Genomic DNA, 19737 nt, shown 5'->3' on the forward strand with positions numbered 1-19737 from the left:
GTTGCAGCCGTAACCACAACTACGATCAACCAATGAGTTCCGAACAAGACCACCTAAAAGAGACAGACACCGAGGCCCGGTTCGAGTTCAAGAAAGAACAGAACGCTGCGGTCAAATCCGACAAGGGCCTGACAGAGGAGGTCATTCGCATGATCTCCGAGGACAAGGACGAGCCAGACTGGATGCTCGAGCGCCGTCTCCGTGCGCTCCGGCAGTACCAGAACATGCCGATGCCGTCGGGCTGGCCCGGAATGCCGGACCTCTCCGAACTCGACGTCGGAGAGATTGTCCCGTACATTCGCCCGGACGTCGACAAGCGCGAAGGCGTCGACGACTGGACGGAACTGCCCGACGAGATCAAGGACACGTTCGACAAACTGGGTATCCCGGAGGCCGAGAAGAACGCCCTGTCCGGCGTCGGTGCCCAGTACGAGTCCGAAGTCGTCTACCAGAACATGCAGGAACAGTGGGAGGAGAAGGGTGTCATCTTCATGAACATGGACCGCGCGGTTCAGGAGCACCCGGACCTCGTCAAGGAACACTTCATGACGACGTGCGTCCCACCGAGCGACAACAAGTTCGCCGCGCTGCACGGTGCCGTCTGGTCCGGCGGGTCGTTCGTCTACGTTCCCGAGGGAGTCACCGTACAGATGCCCGTTCAGGCGTACTTCCGGATGAACTCCGAAGGGATGGGACAGTTCGAGCACACGCTCATCATCGCCGAGGAAGGGTCCGAAGTTCACTATATCGAGGGCTGTTCAGCACCGAAGTACGGCACCCACAACCTGCACTCGGGCGGCGTCGAGGTGTTCGTCGGCGAGGACGCACACGTTCAGTACTCGACGGTCCAGAACTGGTCGAAGAACACGTTCAACCTGAACACCAAACGCGCCATCGTCGAATCCAACGGCACGATGGAGTGGGTTTCGGGTAGCATGGGCTCGAAAGCGACCATGCTCTACCCGTGTTCGATCCTCAAGGGTCGCGGAGCGACCGACACCCACATCACGATCGCATTCGCCGGCGAGGGCCAGGACATCGACACCGGTGCGAAGGTCTACCACAACGCGCCGAACACGAGTTCCACCATCGAGTCCAAGTCGATCTCGAAAGACGGCGGCCGCACTAACTACCGCGGTCTCGTTCACATCGCTGACGGCGCCGAGAACTCCTCGACCGCCGTCGAGTGTGACGCCCTGATGTTCGACAACGAGTCCACCTCCGACACCATGCCGTACATGGAAATCGAGGAATCGAAAGTCGACGTCGCACACGAAGCGACCGTCGGTAAGATCGGCGACGAGGACATTTTCTACCTCCAGAGCCGCGGTCTGGACGACGACGACGCCAAGAAGATGATCGTCGCCGGCTTCATCGAGCCGATCACGGAGGAACTGCCGATCGAGTACGCGGTCGAACTCAACCGTCTCATCGAACTCGAGATGGAAGGAAGCCTCGGATAATATGAGCGCAGGAACACAGGTACACGCCAATCTGACGGAAGAACAGGTACGCGATATCAGCGAGGGGCTCGACGAGCCCGACTGGCTCACGGAGATCCGCCTCGAAGCACTCGAGTCACTCGAGGACCTCGACATGCCGGACGTTATCCGGACGCCGGGTCGCGACTGGACGAACCTTCACGACCTGGACTTCGAGTCCCTCGTTGACCCCCTGAATACGGCCGAAAACAAGGACCAACTCGGTCCGGACGAGGTCGACGTCCTCCCGTGGGCCGAGGCGGTTCAGGAACACGAGAAGCTGTTGCAAGACCACTTCGGCTCCGTCGTCGACCCCCTGGAGAACTACCTGACTGCGCTCTCGACGGCGCTGTTTAGCACCGGGACGGTCATCTACGTCCCCGAAGGCGTCGACGCCGAAGACGTGACCGTTCGCACGGAGCAGAACTCTCGCTCGTTGTTCAACTACACGCTCGTCGTCACTGAAGAATCGAGTTCGGTGACGATCCTCGAGCGGCAGTCAACGGGTACGGAAGCCGAAGAGCAGTACTACAGCGGGGTCGTTGAAATCGTTGCCGGCGAGAACAGCTACGTGCAGTACGGCAGCCTGCAAAATCTTTCGGAGGATGCATACAATTTCACCGTAAAGCGCGGTGTCGCAGACACCTACGCCACGATCGACTGGATCGAGGGCAATCTCGGCACGCAACTGACCAAAACGGAGGTCTCGACGGAACTCAGCGGCGACTCCTCGGAAACGCAGATCGTCGGGGCCTTCTACGGTCACAACGATCAGCACTTCGACCTCGACGCCAAGGTCTGGCACCGCGCCGAGCATACGACCGCCGATCTCGTCACCCGCGGCGTCACGGACGACGTCGCCCGCTCGGTCTACGAAGGCGTTCAGGACGTCGGCGCGGACGCCTGGGACACAAGCTCCTACCAGCGCGAAAACACGTTGATGCTCTCCGACGAGAGCGAGGCCGACGCGTCTCCGAAGTTGATCATCAACAACCACGACACGGAAGCCAGCCACTCCGCGACAGTCGGTCAGATCGACGAGGAGGACCTGCTGTACATGACCTCTCGAGGTGTCGACCCACGTGCTGCGCGTAACATGCTCGTCGAAGGCTTCTTCGTGCCTGTCTTGGCGGAGGTCGACGTCGACGAACTCCGAGACGACCTCGAGGAACTCATCGCCGTACGCCTTCACAAACGCGACTGATCGCGGTTCGACCGTGGCTCGACTTCGGTCGGTTGGAACGTTTTCTCCGAGGCTCGACTCGTCGTTTGCAAACGCAATGCAGAGCGAAGCGGAGGCTCACGGCATCTACCTCCACGCCGATGACCCAAGAAATCGTATTACCAACAACTGTTAGCCACGAATCGTGGTGCGAACACGCTGACCGTCGAGGCTCCAGCCGAACAGTCACGCACTGCTCGTCCGTCTCACCGAACCGTAGAAACGGATCGACTGGTCGATAAAGGCAATAGGGAAACATAAGTACCGACGGTCCTGTATGTCACCCATGAGTCTGGGACAGCGTGTCTCGAGCGACCACCAGTTGACCCGATTGCTCCAGATCGGGGTCGTCCTGGAGGAAGTCGTCGAGTCACGCGCCGCCCACCATATCGAGTCCCTGCCCCCGGAAGAGCGGGCGGAATTCGACGAAGAGGTGGAGGAGTTGCTCGCGGAGGCTGCGAGAGAGTCGGCCGAACACCGCGAGCGGCTTGAGGCGCTGATAGACGACCTCGAGGCGGAAACGGTCGGATACGAGGAAATAAACGCGTTAGTCGATGCCCAGTACGGGCCACCGGAGGATACGGACGGCGTCCTCTACGATCAACTTGCCAACGAGGAGACGGCCTACAAGTTCTACGACGACCTGATCGCCGCGATCGAAGCGTCAACAGCCGAGTTTGCTGTCGATCGGGATCGGCTGCTCGAAACGCTGTATGCGATCCGCGAGGAGGAAAAAGAGGGTGTCGAAGAAGTGACCGAGATCATGGAACACAGAGCATGATCGGAGCGACGACCGTGACGGCCGGGCCCGTCCCAACGCCGTTCGACGAGAGCATCGACGCCCGTGTTCGGCATCGTAGGGAGACTGACGCGGCGGGCAACCACACTGCGGGAGGGATATTATGAACACTGCCGACCAATACCTCAAAGCGATCTATCTGGCCCAGAGAATCGAAGACGGACCCGCCTCGACCGGCACGCTGGCGGACTTGCTCGAGGTGAGCCCGGCCAGTGTCAACGAGATGGTCGGGAAACTCGAGGACAGAGAACTCGTCGACCACGAGAAATACAAGGGGGCGAGTCTGACCGACGAGGGACTCGAACGCGCTCACAATGCTTTGCAGACGTACTGTATCATCGAGCGGTTCCTCGCAAACGTCCTCGAGGTCGAAGAGTTCCGCGACGAAGCACGCACGCTGGAGAGCGTCATCGACGAAACGGTCGCCGATCGACTCGACACGATTATCGACCGGCCCGATCAGTGCCCCGACTGTTTCGATCCCGAGGCGGACTGCTGTGAACTGCTCGAGGCCGGTAGCTGTGCGGACTGAATTCACGTCGCCGTAGCAACGCGAGGGACGCGGGGTCGATCGCTAGCTGCCGCCGGTACTGCTTAGCGCGGGTTCGAGGGTGGATCTCCGAACCGAACGTAGCGTCTTCCGACGAGGGCCGCCAGGGCGAGAGCGATGATGACCGGGACGGTGATCCCGATCGGAAATCGCCACGCGTCTCCCGACCAGTCGGCCTCGAAGACGGTCGCGTAATAGTTCGCGACCTGCTCTCCGTGCAGCGCGACGAGTACTTCGCGGTTGTTCTCGAGCGAGTTCGTATTCCAGTTTGCGCTGCCGACGACCGCCACCTCCCGGTCGATGACGATCCCCTTCGCGTGAATTTTTTCGAAACGGTCGGTATCCTCGACCAGCCGTACCTCGAGCGGAATATCGTCATCTGCCCCGAGACGCTCGAGGTCGTCGACGAGTGCCTCGTTTTCCCTGTCGTTGTACCACGCCGATCCGAGCAAAATACGAACGTCGACGCCGCGGCGGGCCGCATCGATGGTCGCTTCGAGCAGCGAGACGTCGGCGGCAATAGAGGGTTGGACGACGAGGATCTCGCTGTTGGCTGCGGCGAGCAGGTCCTGCAATCGATGGTCTGCATTGTCCGGTGCGACGAGGAGTTCGGCCGACTCGACGGGGACCGTTTTCGGTTCGTGGGTGGTCAGAAACGCCGGTCTGGCCGACGAAACGGCGTGATTCTCGCCATCGACGAACGACGTGTTCGCGCGATAGGCCGTGGCTCGAGTCGTGTCCCAGCCTTCGAAGTCAGCTCTGAACACTCGCGCGAGGTCTGCCGCGAGCGCCTCGTCCTCGAGACGAACGCCCCACCCGCGGCTACTCTGACCGCCCACGCCCGCCGGCTTCCAGTTCTCGCTGGTGACCAGGATTTGGTCGTCCGCGATCGCGTATTTCGGATGGTGATACCGATACCGGGCGCCCTCTCCCCCGATGACACGGACCTCGACGTTTCCGTTCTCCAGCGTTTCGAGTACGTCTTCGGTAGGCGCCGGCGTGCCGCCAACCGGGCTCGCCTCGAAGAGGACTACGACGTCGACGCCGCGCTCGGCCGCCGCCACGAGTTCGGCGGCGATCGCTTCGGAGGTGATGGTGTAGCCGGCGAGCAGGAGTCGTTTGTCGGCGGACTGGAGTGTCTCCCGTGGAACGTTCGGTGCATCCGGGAGGACGAACGACGTGATTTCGTCGACTTCAGCGCTGGTGACGGGAAGACAGGTCGCGTCTCGGGGCCACCACTGACCGTCGGTTCGGTCGGTTTTCGGTACCATCGTTCGGCCTCCGGTGCGCGATCGTACGTCACTGCATCGACCGTTGTCGTCCCGTTTCGGAGTCGCAGAGCGTCGCCGTCGGCGGCGAGTTCGAGGTGGCCCTCAAGCCCGAGAACGGGGAGATCGGTCAACGTCTCGGTGACGTTCGGCGCCGTACTCAACGCGACGCGGCCGGAGATCCGCGCGTTCGGTATTCCCGCCGTCGTGTGACCGTCCGTAAACGTCCAGTTCCAAAGCCTGCTTTCGGGTGGGATTTCGAGGACGACGAATTCTCCGACGTTCTCGTCGGTGGTCGGGTTCGGGTAGAGGCCCACGATCCACGGTTTCGACGGCGGATCGGTGGCGCTGCCGTTCGTCGATGCTCGAGCGGGGCAGGCCAGAGCGGTCGAGTGCGGGTCCGGGGGTGAGACGGCTCAAGTCGGTGCCGGTTCGGTCGTCGATGACTCGTCCGTGACCGTGACCACGAGGAATATCGCGGTACTGCCGACCAGCGCGCAAACGAGTGCAGCGATGAGGGCGGCCCGTCGGATGTCCATCGCTCCCTCTGGCCGCCTGTTCGTACTTAAAGTGTTGGAGGGGAGCGGGTCCGTCTGAGTCTGCCCTTTCCGTCACCGTCTATCCGTGTGTCGAACCCGGAAAGCGGTCTGAAACGTAGACCCGTCTCGGCGTTGCTCATACGGGGACTGCTGTACGTCAGTTCCGGAGCAACCGCGACCGTCCTGTGAATGTTCCGGTGTATCGTTACAGCAGACCGTCTCAGGCGACCGGCCCGAGGTCGACGCGCTCGGCCTCGGCCTGGACGAGGTAGGCCCGGTCGTCGTCGTATTCTGCGACGATTTCGAGGGCGTCTCTCGTGCCGATTCGAGTGAGCGCCCACGCCGCACTGGCACGAACGCGATCGGATTCGTCGTCCTCGAGGACGGTTGCAAGCGGTTCGATGGCGCGGGTGTCGCCGATCATGCCCAGCGCACGGGCGGCCCAGCTCCGGACGTCGGCCTCGTCCGCGATAAGCTGGTTGGCGATAGGTTGGACGGCCACCTCGCTGCCGATTTCGCCGAGCGCACGGAACGCGGGCCCCTGGAGATTCGGGTTGGAATCGACGTAATCGAGCAGCGTCTCGACGACCTCGTCGTCGGCGACGCCGATCGAACCGAGGACGCGCATCGCCGCTTGATCGCGGCGGTTGGCCTTCTGGAGCATCGGCTCGATGGCCGCTTCTGGCCCCATCCGCTGGAGGGCCTCCATGCAGTGTTCCTCCATGAAATCGGAGTCGAACGTTTCCAGCGCCAGGAGAATCATATCGACGTTGCCTCGCTTTTCGTGGACTTTGAGCGCGTGCCACTCCGGGGGGAAGTCCTTGACGTGATCGAGGACGTCGTAGTATCCCTCGCGGCGCATGCGCTCGCGGATTTCGAGGTCAGTCCACTCGGTCGCATCGTCGATGTCGCTCTCGAGGTCGTCGGTCGCCTCGAGGAGACCGGCGATCGTGTCGGCGTCGTCGTCAGCGTCGAGTTTCGCGTTCTCGACGGCCTCGACGGCGGAATCGAGCGACGCTTCGAGCTGCTCAGGAACGTCTTCGCCGTCGTTGATCAGGGTCACCGAACTGCCCAGCAGGTCGTTGAGTTCGTCGAGAAAGCTGTCGACCGCTTCGATCAGTTCGGCCGTCCCCTCCTCGGTCCAGCGGGTGCCCGTGATCGCGTTCCTTGCACTCGTGATTTCGTCTACGACGTCCTCGCCGTAGGGACCGCGTTGATCCTCGAGGTCGGACTCGAGGTCCGAGAGGTCGCTCTCGATATCGTCGTATCGATCCTGGAGTTTCTCTTCCGGCGCAGGTTCTTCGTCTTCGTCCTCTACGTCGGTCTCCGGCGGCTCAGGGATGTCCACGTCTTCGAGGTCATCACGCAGCGAATCGAGGGCCGCCTCGACGACGTCGAGGTCGTCTTCGGTATCGGCTGCCTCGAGATCGGTCTGTCGCTCCTCGAGATCCGCGGCCAGCGCGTCGAGTCGGTCGCCGATCGCCTCGAGATCGACAGATTCTGCTTCGTCTGCTTCGTCTTCGGCGGCCGCCTCGTCACCGTTCGCCTCGTCCTCGCTCATCGTACCACCCGGGGACGACGCCGACGCGTGACAGTGTACATACCAGACTGTCGTGTCAGCACGGCCCTAAGCGTTTCCATGCACGTCGACCGCGTCCGAATAGCCGTCCTCTCGCCAGTAGAACCAGGGGCTGAGTGTCGTGTACGCGAGTCCGAGCGTCAAGAGCGCGTACGGGAATGCCCGGCCGGCGAACGCCGGAACGAGAATCGCCAGCGCGTGGACGACACCCATGATTGCGGCGTCTCGAGTTAGCAAGTCGGGATACTGAATTTTCGAGACCATCAGGTAGCAGAACGTGCCGGTGATCGCGAGGACGAGCCAGGGCTGGGTCTCGCCAGTCAGGATCGCCGCGCCTAGCACGGTCGCGGCGAGCGTCGTTTGAACGCCTTCGGTGTGACTGCCAGAGACATCGTAGGCGGTGTACATCCCCAGACGGGTGACGGCCATCGCGACGAACAGCGCACAGACCGCGGTCACGATCAGGAGTTCGGCACTGAGTGCATCGAATTCGACCCCGAGGCCGTCTTTGACGACGGTGAACGAGAGGACGGCAGGGGCGACGGCGAAAGAAGACACGTCGGCCAGTGAGTCCAGGTACGGACCGGCGTCGGTACCGCCGAACCGTCGCGCGAGGATCCCGTCGAGGCCGTCCGCGATGGCCGCCAGGAGAACGACCCGTGCGGCGAGGTCGATATCGACGACCGCCGCGGCGACCGCGACGAACCCCAGCGCGGCGTTGGCGATTGTCACCGCGTCGGCGACGCCCAGCCGACCGACGAACCGGGGGAACATATGCCCGGATTCGACGGGGAGCTACCTTACGTGTTTTCGTTTCTGCGGGACCCTCGCGCGTATTTCGTTCATACTTTCAGGTCGGATTCCGCGCTCGTCCGAGCGCCGGTCCGTTTCTTCCCTATTCCCAGTTTCGAGGAGTGAACCGGGGCGGTTATACGACGACTCTCCTAACGTCTCGATATGCAACGGCGCCGCTATCTCGCCGCCGTCGGAACCGCCCTCTCGGTCAGTCTGGCGGGGTGTTCGTCCGCGCTGTCTGTTTTCGAGGACGATCCCTGCAGCGGCGAGGACTGCCACGTTGGCATGAACCGGACCGAATTCCTCCCCGACACCTACGAAATCTCCGTCGGCGACACCATCATCTGGAAGAACACGAGCGAGGCGGATCACACCGTTACGGCCTACGAAAGCCGCATTCCGGACGACGCGGCGTTCTTCGCCTCCGGCGGCTTCGCGGATCAGGAGACTGCGTACAACGCGTGGCAGGGGGAGCGCGCTGGTGGCCTCGGAACGCGCGAGACGTTCGAACACACGTTCGACGTTCCGGGGACGTACGAATACTTCTGTATTCCCCACGAACGCGCGAATATGACCGGCGAGGTCGTCGTCTCCGAGTGATGGCCGACTCGAGCACCCGGAGGCGAATCTGATCGAGGGAACAGCAAACGGCTTCAAAAACGACTCTCGCTCGCAGTACGGTATTAGTCGTCGGCGGCGACGTCTTCGTCGTCGACGTCGACCGAAGTCGCTTCCTCTTCGGCGACTTCCTCGGGGTGGGCCTCGAGGGTCGCCTTCTGGATCTCGACGCGGCGAAGCGGGTAGATCGTCTTGGCTTCGCCGTAGATCGCCGAGGAGAGTCGTCCTTCGACGACGCCGTCGATGAGCTCTTCGAACGAGCGCTCTGCGGCTGCGTCTTCGACCATCTCGACCATCGTCTCGCGGATGGCCTTCTCCTGGCTCGCGTCGGCCTTTTTGGTCGTGAAGGCGACGGGCTGGATCTGGACGCGATAGTCGTCCGTCGTGAGGACGGTAACGTAGGCTTCGATCTTCGAGGCGCCGCGACGGACCAGCGAGCGCAGGTAGTCGCGGGTCAGGGAGTGTTCTTTGAACTCCGTGTACGCGCTGTCGCTGCCTACGTCGGACACTTTGAAGGTGAGCTTCGTATTGTTCTCGCTGGCGTTGTTGGTCAGTTCGCCGAGCGTCGTTTCGATCGTTCGGCCGTAGACCTTATCCGGTTCGTCGGCGGGGGTCTCACCGAGTTCCTGACGGTCGAACTGTTCGGGTGCCAGAACGGTGTACCACCGCTTCTCTTGTTTTGTGCGTGAAACTGATCGTTCACTCATTGTGTTATCTCGTATCTGAGTCGCTTGGAGTGTCGGACACAGATCCCGTGTCCGTCGGTTGTGCGTGCTGTACTATCTGTGTGTGGGTCGCGACGTCAATCGCGACCGACAGGTTGACCACGTAGTCGTCGACCGTCGACCGGAGGCCGCTCGTCGTTTCGCGGTCGATCCGCGTGACGAGGGTGCCGCCGGTACCCTCGCCGGATTCGCCGACAGGGGTGTCGTCGCCGGAATCGGTCCCCCCGGCGGCTCGATCGACGGACGTCGACATTTCGTCGGTATTGTCGGGGCGAATTGCCCGTGCGAGGAGTGCCGGATCGTCGTGATCCGTCCGGATCGTCGCTCGTCGGCTCATAGCAACTCCCTCACTGTCGTGATGATCGTCGATTCGTCCATCTCAGGGTCGTATCGCAGGTAGCCGCGTCGATGGCCGACATCGTACGCGACGCCGGAACCCGAGTCCGAGTCGGAACCGGTCGTTTCCGTCTCCGAGACCGCGCCTTCGAATTCACGAGCGATGCCTTCGATGGTCGTTCCCAGAGGAGCGGTGCTGTGAGTCGCGATCGCGGCTTCGCCGGTTCCAACCGCGAGAACGGCCGGTTCTGGGGACCGGTAGGCCGCCGCGATCCGGGCGACTGCTTCGACGGGCCCGTCGTCGATGCTGAGGACGAACAGTCCGTCGTACCGGCCAGTCGTCGCCTCCCCGAGGGTAGCGTGAGCGCGACGCCCACGGTCGCGCCAGGCGGCCAGCGCCGAATCGGTCACCTCGTGGCCCATCGCGAGCGCGGCTCCCGTTCCGGGCTCCGTTCTCGCCGTCGCCTCGAGGACGTCGGCGAACCCGCCGAGCGTCGCGAAGGGGTGGTCGGGCGTCGCGTACGGCCGTAACACTCCTCCGATCGATTCCGCGGCGACGTCAGCCGACGCTTCGGCACCGACGGCGTCGAGTGCGACCAGCGAGCCGATCGCTCGATGGTCATCGACGGCGAGGTTGGTCGGGTCGCTCCCGGCGACATCGGAAAGCGCCTCGCGAGTCGCGTCGGGATCGCCGGACCACGGTGTACGCACTCGCGTCGTGTAGACGAGGCCATCGACCGGATTAGCGGTCGGAACCGCAACGCCCGGTCGCTGCTCGAGGAGCCCGCGTTCACGTGCGGTCTCGAGAAGCCATTCGGTCTCGCCTGCACCTGGCTCACCACCGCTCGCGACGACGCCTGCGAGCGCGAGTATCGGATCCGGCGACGCACCGAATTCCCGGACGTGATCAACCGCCTCGAGCGTTGCCGGTCTGTCCGTCGCTGCGAGTCTGACGACGGTTTCGTCGTCGGGTCCGTTGGCGGTCCCGAAAACGACCGTGACGTCGTCGTCCGACGGCGCGCGGACGCGTTCCGATCGCTCCGTGACTGTCCGGCCGACGGACACCTGGAACGGCGTTTCGTCGGCCGCGAGAGCCCTCGCGAGGAGTCCGCTCGCCGCGAGTGCGTCGCCGTCTGCCCGGACGACCAGGCGGACGAAGCCGGCGCTCTCGAGTGCGCGCACGGCGGACGACGCGGCGGATCGACCCTCGGTGGACATGATCTAGTGCTGTTATTGGGTGTCTTCGAGCAGGTCGGCCGCGACCTCGTAGGAGTACGTGAAGTCGGGCTCGAGTTCGTCGCCGCGGTAATAGTCTACCAGACGGCGCACTTTCGACTCGGTATTCTGCAAGGAGCGCTTGTTCTGGTAGTCCTGCGGGTTCTCTCGGACGTGTTCGCGCAGACGAACTGCGCGCTCCATCAGGTTCCGAAGGTCTTCGGGAATGTCCGCTCGAGCGTCGTTTTCTTCGAGTATCTCGGAGATTTTCTTCCCGGTCGCCAGTTTGACGTCCGGGACGGGCGTCCCCGTAACGCCTTCGTCTCGTAGCTTCATCCCGATCTGACTGGGATCGTAGCCCTGCTCTGCCATTTCGACGACTCGGTCTTCGATATCGCCCGAGTCGACGTCGCTCCACTCCGGTGGTTCGTCTGCCGCCGGCTTGTCCGACCCGGACGAGCCGCGGCGGCGGGTGTGCATTCGTGCCATTGGTGAGGATAGGAACCGCACTGACCGCTCGAATATACCGTCGAAAACCGGGACAACCGGTTCTCGTCGTACACTTCCGCAATCCCGAGTCACTCGAGAGAGTGAGTGACGCTGTCAGATTTGCGGCCGTGCGTTTCCCAGTGGGGATTCTTTCGTCGGCGACTAAAGGGTTTCTACATGACCGTCGCGTGGGACGAGCGGTCGGATCGCGACGGTCGAACACTGATCGCAGCGGCGGACTCACGGGAGACTGAAGCGGGGTGGCACGGGGATCGATTCAGCGGACGACCGCGAGCCCCAGCGGGAGAACGGTAACGGGCGTCATCGGTCTACTGTGATCTGACGGCTACATCGAACGAGTTTCGTGACACGTCCGGACGCTACGGTGATGAAGGAGACGGCTGATTGGCCGACTCGAGTTCGGGGTCGACGATGACGTTCGATCGACAAACCATCCTCTCCATTGAGATGTCGTGCGTTACGTTCATACCACGGGAGTACGAAGCAACGGGTACGGAATGAGGCGCGAGCACTTCACATTAGACGTAATCAATATCGACTGGGTCGAAACCGACGACGCACCTGAAAAACCCTCGGTGTCGATCGACTTCACCGGCCCGGCGACGATGCTTCGCGAGCGCCTGACTGGCCCCGACGGCGACGTTCTCGAGGCGAGCGAAACGGACGCGGCCCTTCGATTGCAGGGACCGATCGGGACGGCCACCGCGGGAGTAGTGAGCGTGACCAATCGTATCACCGGCGAGTTCATCCTCGAACTCAACGAGGACGCGGCGGACGTGCTCCAGTTCATCCGGGCCGCACGGGGGTACGGTGAGTCGACGGGCGACGACGAGGGACGGTATACCGTCGAAATTACGCTCGACGGCGAGCCGTTCGTCACCTACGATAAACGGACGTTCCTCGTCTATGACGACGAGGGAAGTCTACTCCGCCAACACAGCCTGATTCCGAGCGGCGTCGAACTCTGACTCATCGTGGTCATTCGTGCCTCGACATCTGCCAGCAGACCGGCAGCTATAAGTGATTTAGGCGTGCCTAAAGAGATGTGCGCCGGCTTCAGCCGGGGGATCTGAACAATGTCGGACGGACAACTGCTTACGACAGCGGTCGAGGACCAAACACGAGAACATACGACGGAGGAGACGGTTCTCGAACTCGACGGAATCGCGAAACACTACGGCAGCGAGGAGGTCATCGGCAACCTCTCGCTATCCGTTCGCGAGGGGGAAATTCTGACGCTACTCGGTCCCTCCGGGTGCGGGAAGACGACCACGCTCCGACTAATCGCCGGCCTCGAGAAACCCGCTGCCGGCCGAGTTACGTTACAGGACGAAACCGTCTCGGGCGATGGACAGTTCGTCCCGCCCGAGGAACGCAACGTCGGCGTCGTCTTTCAGGACTTCGCACTGTTTCCGCACCTGAGCGCCCGCGAAAACGTCGCCTTCGGCCTGCAAGACCGGAATAAAGCCGACCGCGGGAACCGCGTCGACGACCTCCTCGACCTCGTGGGCCTCGAGGCCCACGGGGACCACTACCCGGACGAACTGTCCGGCGGTCAGCAACAGCGGATCGCACTGGCACGATCGCTGGCACCCGAACCCGAAATGCTGTTGCTCGACGAGCCGTTCTCGAGTCTGGACGTCGATCTGCGCGTCGAGATGCGCGAGGAAGTGCGACGGATCCTCAAGGAGACCGGCGTCACCGCCATTTCGGTCACTCACGATCAAGAGGAGGCGCTTTCGATCTCCGATCGCGTCGCCGTGATGAACGACGGCACGATCGAGCAGATCGATACTCCCCAGCGTGTCTTCCAGCAACCCGAGTCGAGATTCGTCGCCGGCTTCCTCGGACACGCCAGCTTTCTCCCGGGCGACGTCCACGGCGACAGCGTCGACACGGCGCTTGGCCGCGTCCTTCGGGACGACGTCCACGGACTGGCCCACCAGTACGACGGCTCCACAGTCGACCTCCTCGTTCGCCCCGACGACGTAACAGCGTATCCCGCCACGGGCGACGAATCCGACGGTCGCGTCGTGTACCGGCGCTATCTCGGCCCGACGGTTCTGTACCGCGTCGAACTCGACAGCGGCGACACGATCGAATGTATGCACAATCACTCAGACCAGATCGATCTGGACGAACGCGTTCGGGTTCGGGTCACCGCTGACCACGAACTCGCCTGGTTCCCCGCAGGTCACCGCCAGGATGCAGATCTAAAAACGGAGACGTCGGTCACCAGCACCGAGTAATCGAACGGATTCCGATCCCGTTTCCGTATTCCACTATCTCGGACGTCGACCGCGTGCACTGACCGTTGATTGCTGGTTCCGAGTACCGAATTCCGACAGTGACCGACCGTTTCTGATACCCTTCACCAATTCGAACAGACACTTTGATACGGTAGTCCGCTCAGATAGAATTACATGGTCGACAGGACGAAAATCGCGACGTACTGCGGTGTCGCCGGGCCAGCCGTATCGCTGGGGGCGATCGTCCTCGCGATGGTCCTCGCGCCGCCTGAGACGTTTACCTGGGGCGAACGGGCTCTCTCTGATATGGGCCGGTACGGCGCCCCGACGTTCCTCCTGTTCAACGGTGGCCTGATCCTCGGCGGTCTGATCAGCATCCCGTTCGTCTGGCGGCTCTGGTCTGCGAGCCGAAACACCGTAGAACGCCTCGGTATTACCCTGATCGCCGTCGCTGTGGTCGGGATGGTCGGCGTTGGGGTCTTCTTCCTCGAGCACACGGCCCTCTATCTCGAGACTAGCCTGCACGGTGTTGCCGCGTTGACCGTGTTCGGCGTCGCCCCGTTCGCAAGTTGGGTCTACGCTACCGGGGCGGCACTGGCAGAGGACGGCCCGCTCGCGATCGCCTCGTTCTGGTTCGGGAACGTCCACCCGCTGGCCTGGCTCGGCTGGTTGGTAGCGATCGGTGGGGAAACGGATACCGGATCGTGGTTCGCCGTCCCCGAGTTCGTCGCCGCTGTCGCGTTCGGCGGGTGGATCCTCGTGATTGCGGTCGTGTTACACCGCCGGGACGATACTGGGTCCTATTGACGCGATTCGTTCGTCGATGTGAAATCGTACCGACTGATGTCTGTTGACGCCCCGTGACCCGCGCGTCTGTCGACAGCAGAAGAACGATCGAACCGTTCGCTGAGCGCTCCCCCACGAATTTGCCATTGCAGGCCACACAATGCTTAAATCGAAACCGTCCATACCAGCGTGTATGCATAAAGACGAACTCCTCGAACTTCACGAAGAACTCGTCGTCATCATGGAGTACTTCTCGGAGCGCGAGGAGGTCGACGAAACGCTGTTCGATCCCTACCGTCAGCTCGACGTCGATCCCTCTCACGTGCACAAATCGAAGAGCGAACACAAACACGCCGTCTTCGTCCTCGGCAACGCGCTCGCGAGCGCGATGAGCGAAGACGAGTTCTCGAGCGCCGGACGGATCGGCAAGCGGATGAAGGAACTCGCCGAGGACGCGGAATCGAAAATCTAGAAAATCTAGACGCATTCTAGGCGAAACATATTTGGTTCGGTTCCCGCTTGTTGACAGTATGGACTCGCGCACGCAAGAGCGCGTCGAGGAGTGGGGTTCCCGTCCGTTTAGCGGCGGTTTCGATGGCCTCTCCAATCTTGCTGCTGCTAATTTCTCGGGTGCCGTCTCGGCGGCAGGCTCGTGGCTCTTTCTGCTCAACGGGAGAATCGTCGGCATCTTCGACGGTGAAATCGAGGACTTCGAGTCCGCCTCCGGAACGCAATACGAGGCCCCCCATCCATCGCTGCCGTTGCTCTGTACGATGGAAGAACACGGCGGTGAGACACGAGCGAATTACTATACGAACGAAACGCCACTCCAGGAAGTGGACGAGACCCTCCAGAACGGTTCGTTTACGGGCTACATCGAACTGAGCGAAAACGTGCTCAGTGGCGACTATTATGCCGTCTACTACGGCGGTCGTCGGATGGCCGCCGCCTACATCGGTAACGCTGAGCGCCTGCTCACCGGCGAGGAAGCGTTCGACCGTGCAGCCGACGAAGTGGGCATCTACGAGGTACTCGACGTAGAGATCGATGTCACGGACGTTCCCGGAACGGCCGGTGGTGGGACTGATTCGGAAGACGCGGCGGACCGCGACTCGAGTCGAGAGCCCGAGCGACCGACCGAAATCGGGACCGATGCGACCGAGTCCGAGATTGGAGTCGGCATCCCAACCGGTGACGATGCGGACGCCGACCCCGATCCGACCCCGTCGGACGACGCCGTCGGACCCCGGACACTGGACGGAGACGAACTCGCCGAGAATGCTGGCGACGATACGATCCGTTCGTCGTCGATCGAGACAGGGTCCGAAGGGTCCGTCGACGAACCGACTGAGACCGATGGTCCGACGGATCCAGATCTCGCAGAGATCGAAGCCGCGGCCAGAGAACTGGATCGCAACATCTCATGGGTAGAGGAGGACACCGAAGTCGACAGCGCACTCCTGGATACAGACGGTTCGTCACCGACAGCGGACGACGCGACCAAAACCGATGGAGACGATCTCGAGGAGCAGTTCGAACGCGAGGAAGAATGGCGGGAAACCCGCCGCATTCCATCGATCGATCCGGACGACAGCGAAACAAAGATGGTGACGACATCGAGTATCGGCAGTCGGAACGCGAGTACGGGCCGGTCGTCGACGGTCTCCGACGCGGACGCCGCCGAAGGCGGCGCGTCGCCGAACGCACAGTCCGACTCGCGGGGATCGACCTCGACGAGGGAATCGGCAACCGGAGGCGCTTCGTCCGGCAGTCGCGATAGCACGTCCCGATTCCAGACGGGCCAGCGGGAGGGCGCCGGTACTCGATCGTCTCAGTCCACTGACCAGCAGGAGCAGAACCGGGTCTCTGCCATCTCCGAGAAACTTGAGACGCTGCAGGAGCAACGCGATGTGGTCCTGACGGAATCGGAGGAAGTCAAAGCGGACCGTAATCAATTGCAGTCCCAAAACGAAGACCTCTCAGTCGCGGTCGAACAACTTCAATCCAGAATCCAGGAACTCGAGACAGAGCTGAAACGGGCACGAGAAAGCGGTACCGGTGCGGCTGAAGTTGGTTCGACCACCGGAACGGCGCTCTCGCCCGACCAGGCGCTCTCTGGAACGAACCTCTTCGTTCGGTATACATCGAAGAGCCAACCGACCCTCGAGACGGCTCACGACGGTGCTGCCGATCGCGTTGAGGTCGCATCGAACCTGCGGCTCGAACACCACACACAGTTCGACTCGGCCGACGTGGTCGTCGACGGTGAGCCTTACGAGGACTTTCTCACGTCGTCGATGGAGTACCGGTTCATCAAGTGGCTCACCGAGTTGGTCCTCCACGAGATCCGTGACACCGGGAACGCGAACAGAGTGGCGGATCTGTACGACGCGATTCCCCGAATCGATCGGGCCGAACTCGGCTCGACCATCTCACTCGCGGACGACGAGACGGAGGACGTCCCCGATCAGGTCACCTTCGACGTCGTCGCGTACGACAAGATGCGGAACCCGCTCGTATTGGCCACCCTCAACGATTCGCGCGAGCCGGTTTCGAGGGAGTTGCTCGAGCAATTGGAAGAGGCGTCATCCGCGGTGAAAGCGGATTACCCGTCGCTTGCGGCGTCGGTCGCCGTCACCTCGAGTTATTTCGAGCCAGGCGCACTCGAGGTGGCAGAACAGGCCACGAGCAGCGGCTTTCTCAGCCGCGGTTCGAAACTGAGTTACGTCAACTTCTCGCGGAAGAAGGGCTATCACCTCTGTCTGGTCGAATCGCGGTCCGAAGGGTTCCACATGAACGTCCCCGAGTTATGACATCCTTCGCGCCGTTCACGGCGCGGTTTCCTCCGTGGGAATCTCAGCCGGTCTCCGACTCGCCGGAGGCGATAGTCCCGTCACGGTGGACGGTATTCGGGTTTGTACGCTGGTCGATGGAACGGGGAGAACGTGGTGACTCCGACCAGTCGTGGTCGCCTCACTCGAACCGTGCTCGAAAACGCGACGCGTTTTCGCCATTCCGGAAATCGGTAATTTCCGAGGACACGGGCCGTGCCATCGGCCTGACTGCTTCGCTTGTGTGAAGTACCCCGCGCACGGTGGCGCGGGGCGTCCGCGTTTTGTCCCGCGCTGCTGACGCAACGGACTTTCATTCCCTCCGCGCTCTCGACACCCTACCGAAAGCGGCTTCCAACCGCGATGCCGGTCACGTGGGAGCAATACATATCCGACCACATTCACCACGACTTGTGCGCCCGGTGAGACTGTGTGGTATCACCGCCGACGCAGTGTGGCTTATGTGGACAACGGTATTCCACCGTGTCGCTAGCACGAGACTGGTGGCCGTAGAGGTCAGCCCCTTCACCAGGGCCCGACACAGCCCGGCGTAACCCGTGAAGTGTGTTTTGCGAGGCGGATAACGTGGCTCCCGTCCCTCGAAACTGGTCTCATACTGTCTTGAAAGTATGGATTGTGCAGCGGAGCGCACACGCTTCACCCCCACCCACAGTGGGGCGGAGAACTCGCGCTGCTTTTCGTTTAGCTGAAAGAGAGGGCGCTAAGCCCCCGTCCTCAAGGAGCGAACGGCGTTAGCCGCGAGCGAGTAGGGCGGGGATACAGCGTCCGCACGAGTGTCGAATTACTCTAGCCAGAACAGTTAACTAAACACAACCACTAGCAGAGAATAAGTCGCATGAAGTACAGTCCCCGATACCGACTCTTTCCCACGACCACCCAACGGGAGAGTTTGGACTGGACTCGTGACACCGTGCGACAACTCTACAACCACGCCCTCCACGAATTCACCAAGATACCAGAAGACGAGGGGACGCTTCGACAGCGTGTCTGGCACGTCCGCGACGAACTCCCATAACTCAAACAACAGTGGACTGACCTCAAACAGGTCTACTCAACCGTCTTGCAGAAAGCTGTCGAGCGTATCCGAACCAACATCACCAACCTCGGCACACTCAAAGCCAAGGGCTACGATGTTGGCTCGTTGAACTGGAAGTCACCGCGTGAGTATCGGAGTTTCACGTACCGGCAATCGGGCTTCGAACTCGACACGAAGAGTGGTCCGAGAGACCGAGCGATACTCCGACTCACAAAAGTACGCGGTGAAACCATCGAAATCCCGCTCCGCCTTCACCGTGACCTTCCCGACCACGATACTATCAAAGAAGTCACGGTGAAGAAAGAACCCACAGGAGCGTGGTACGCTTCGTTCTGCATCAGCACTGAGGAACCAGAGAAACCAGACCCAGCGGACATCGACGCGGAGGATACCGTAGGAATCGACCTTGGCGTTCTCACCTTCGTCCACGATTCGGACGGACGCTCCGTCGGACGTCTTGACTTCTCCGACGAGCGAAAACGCCTCGAGCGCAAGCAACGCGCTCTTTCTCGCAAACAGTACGAGTCGAACAACTGGGAGACGCAACGGCGGCGAGTCGCGACGGTCCATGCTCGCATGTCGAACAAGAAGCGAGATTATAAACACAAACTCGCACACTATTACACGACCGAGCACGATGCCGTGTTCGTCGAAGACCTGAACGTGACGTCACTGCTTGAAGGCAGTGGCAACGCGCGGAACAAGGCCGAAGTCGGCTGGCGTGACTTCATTTCGATTCTGAAACATCACGGTCGGAAGAACGAGTGTCACGTTATCGAAGTCGAACCGAGTGGCACGACAAAAGAGTGTGCATCGTGTGGCGTGGAGACGGCGAAACCGGTGTGGGTTCGGGAACATTCCTGCCCGTCGTGTGGGTTCGAATTAGACAGGGATTGGAACGCGGCGTTGAATATCCAGTCGCGTGGTCTGGAGAACCTAGGAGTGGTTCACTCCGAAGCAACGCCTGTGGAGACTGCGACCGCTGTGGATACAGTTCCCGTATCTGCAAGTCGCGTCGTCGAAGCAGGAAGCCCCGCCCTCAAGGAGTCGCCGAAGGCGACGAGTAGGGCGGGGTAGTTCACATGACGGTCTTGATCGCGCCGAGTCCGGGTTCCCCGCACGTCGTCGGAAAATGTCTCTGCGAGGCGCCCATCCGTGTTCGGTTAAGACAAGAAAC

At 61.7% G+C, this 19737-nt stretch carries 17 protein-coding genes and 2 pseudogenes; 11 read left to right on the plus strand and 8 right to left on the minus strand.

Going from position 1 to position 19737, the window contains the following annotated elements:
* The first annotated feature begins 32 nt into the window (after positions 1–32).
* The 4 genes from sufB (at position 33) to NJU76_RS13810 (ending at position 4034) form a co-directional block, all read left to right on the plus strand.
* On the plus strand, positions 33–1463 hold the full coding sequence (gene sufB, locus NJU76_RS13795; protein ID WP_254529645.1) for a Fe-S cluster assembly protein SufB: 1431 nt from the start codon (positions 33–35) through the stop codon (positions 1461–1463).
* Between the two features lies 1 nt (position 1464).
* The gene (sufD, locus tag NJU76_RS13800; protein ID WP_254529647.1) at positions 1465–2685 is read left to right on the plus strand and encodes a Fe-S cluster assembly protein SufD; all 1221 of its coding nucleotides are present in this window, start codon (positions 1465–1467) and stop codon (positions 2683–2685) included.
* Between the two features lie 304 nt (positions 2686–2989).
* Positions 2990–3484 (plus strand): ferritin-like domain-containing protein, encoded by a 495-nt coding sequence (locus NJU76_RS13805; protein WP_254523446.1) that lies wholly within the window; start codon positions 2990–2992, stop codon positions 3482–3484.
* A 121-nt stretch (positions 3485–3605) separates the two neighbouring features.
* Entirely contained in the window at positions 3606–4034 is a 429-nt protein-coding gene (locus NJU76_RS13810; RefSeq protein WP_254529649.1) for a metal-dependent transcriptional regulator, read from the plus strand.
* A gap of 62 nt (positions 4035–4096) precedes the next feature.
* Here the strand turns inward: NJU76_RS13810 and NJU76_RS13815 are convergent.
* From NJU76_RS13815 to NJU76_RS13825, 4 genes and pseudogenes are all read right to left on the minus strand, one after another.
* Positions 4097–5715 (minus strand): annotated as a pseudogene (locus NJU76_RS13815) (phospholipase D-like domain-containing protein); the annotation flags it as partial.
* Between the two features lie 21 nt (positions 5716–5736).
* Positions 5737–5859, minus strand: a complete 123-nt coding sequence (locus NJU76_RS27060) for a hypothetical protein (protein ID WP_425604279.1) — start codon at positions 5857–5859, stop codon at positions 5737–5739.
* 220 nt (positions 5860–6079) lie between these two features.
* Complete coding sequence (locus NJU76_RS13820; RefSeq protein WP_254529651.1) at positions 6080–7420, minus strand: HEAT repeat domain-containing protein; 1341 nt, start codon at positions 7418–7420, stop codon at positions 6080–6082.
* A gap of 66 nt (positions 7421–7486) precedes the next feature.
* Complete coding sequence (locus NJU76_RS13825; protein WP_254529653.1) at positions 7487–8212, minus strand: protein sorting system archaetidylserine synthase; 726 nt, start codon at positions 8210–8212, stop codon at positions 7487–7489.
* 183 nt (positions 8213–8395) lie between these two features.
* Between NJU76_RS13825 and NJU76_RS13830 the strand changes: the two genes are divergently transcribed.
* Positions 8396–8833: a cupredoxin domain-containing protein gene (locus NJU76_RS13830; protein WP_254529655.1), complete on the plus strand. Its 438-nt coding sequence runs from the start codon at positions 8396–8398 to the stop codon at positions 8831–8833.
* Positions 8834–8916: 83 nt separating this feature from the next.
* On the opposite strand, the gene NJU76_RS13835 is transcribed toward NJU76_RS13830, so the two are convergent.
* The 4 genes from NJU76_RS13835 to NJU76_RS13850 are packed head-to-tail and all read right to left on the minus strand — an operon-like array spanning position 8917 to position 11616.
* Positions 8917–9558: a 30S ribosomal protein S3ae gene (locus NJU76_RS13835; RefSeq protein ID WP_254529657.1), complete on the minus strand. Its 642-nt coding sequence runs from the start codon at positions 9556–9558 to the stop codon at positions 8917–8919.
* Positions 9559–9562: 4 nt separating this feature from the next.
* Entirely contained in the window at positions 9563–9913 is a 351-nt protein-coding gene (locus NJU76_RS13840; RefSeq protein ID WP_254529659.1) for a KEOPS complex subunit Pcc1, read from the minus strand.
* Entirely contained in the window at positions 9910–11130 is a 1221-nt protein-coding gene (locus NJU76_RS13845; RefSeq protein ID WP_254529661.1) for an exonuclease, read from the minus strand. The genes NJU76_RS13840 and NJU76_RS13845 overlap by 4 nt, the downstream gene beginning before the upstream one ends.
* 12 nt (positions 11131–11142) lie before the next feature.
* Positions 11143–11616 (minus strand): 30S ribosomal protein S15, encoded by a 474-nt coding sequence (locus tag NJU76_RS13850; protein WP_254529663.1) that lies wholly within the window; start codon positions 11614–11616, stop codon positions 11143–11145.
* Between the two features lie 518 nt (positions 11617–12134).
* Between NJU76_RS13850 and NJU76_RS13855 the strand changes: the two genes are divergently transcribed.
* From NJU76_RS13855 to NJU76_RS13880, 6 genes and pseudogenes are all read left to right on the plus strand, one after another.
* Positions 12135–12605, plus strand: coding sequence for a DUF5793 family protein (locus NJU76_RS13855; RefSeq protein ID WP_254529665.1), 471 nt, complete (start codon positions 12135–12137; stop codon positions 12603–12605).
* Positions 12606–12713: 108 nt separating this feature from the next.
* Complete coding sequence (locus NJU76_RS13860; RefSeq protein WP_254529667.1) at positions 12714–13886, plus strand: ABC transporter ATP-binding protein; 1173 nt, start codon at positions 12714–12716, stop codon at positions 13884–13886.
* A gap of 174 nt (positions 13887–14060) precedes the next feature.
* Positions 14061–14693, plus strand: a complete 633-nt coding sequence (locus NJU76_RS13865) for a DUF998 domain-containing protein (protein WP_254529669.1) — start codon at positions 14061–14063, stop codon at positions 14691–14693.
* Between the two features lie 172 nt (positions 14694–14865).
* Positions 14866–15144, plus strand: coding sequence for a UPF0058 family protein (locus tag NJU76_RS13870; RefSeq protein WP_006181940.1), 279 nt, complete (start codon positions 14866–14868; stop codon positions 15142–15144).
* A 58-nt stretch (positions 15145–15202) separates the two neighbouring features.
* Positions 15203–17485, plus strand: coding sequence for a DUF7527 domain-containing protein (locus NJU76_RS13875; protein ID WP_254529670.1), 2283 nt, complete (start codon positions 15203–15205; stop codon positions 17483–17485).
* 874 nt (positions 17486–18359) lie between these two features.
* Positions 18360–19637 (plus strand): annotated as a pseudogene (locus NJU76_RS13880) (RNA-guided endonuclease InsQ/TnpB family protein).
* Positions 19638–19737 lie beyond the last annotated feature (100 nt).

It is taken from the genome of Natrinema gelatinilyticum (assembly GCF_024266705.1).
GTDB classification, from domain to species: Archaea; Halobacteriota; Halobacteria; order Halobacteriales; family Natrialbaceae; genus Natrinema; species Natrinema gelatinilyticum.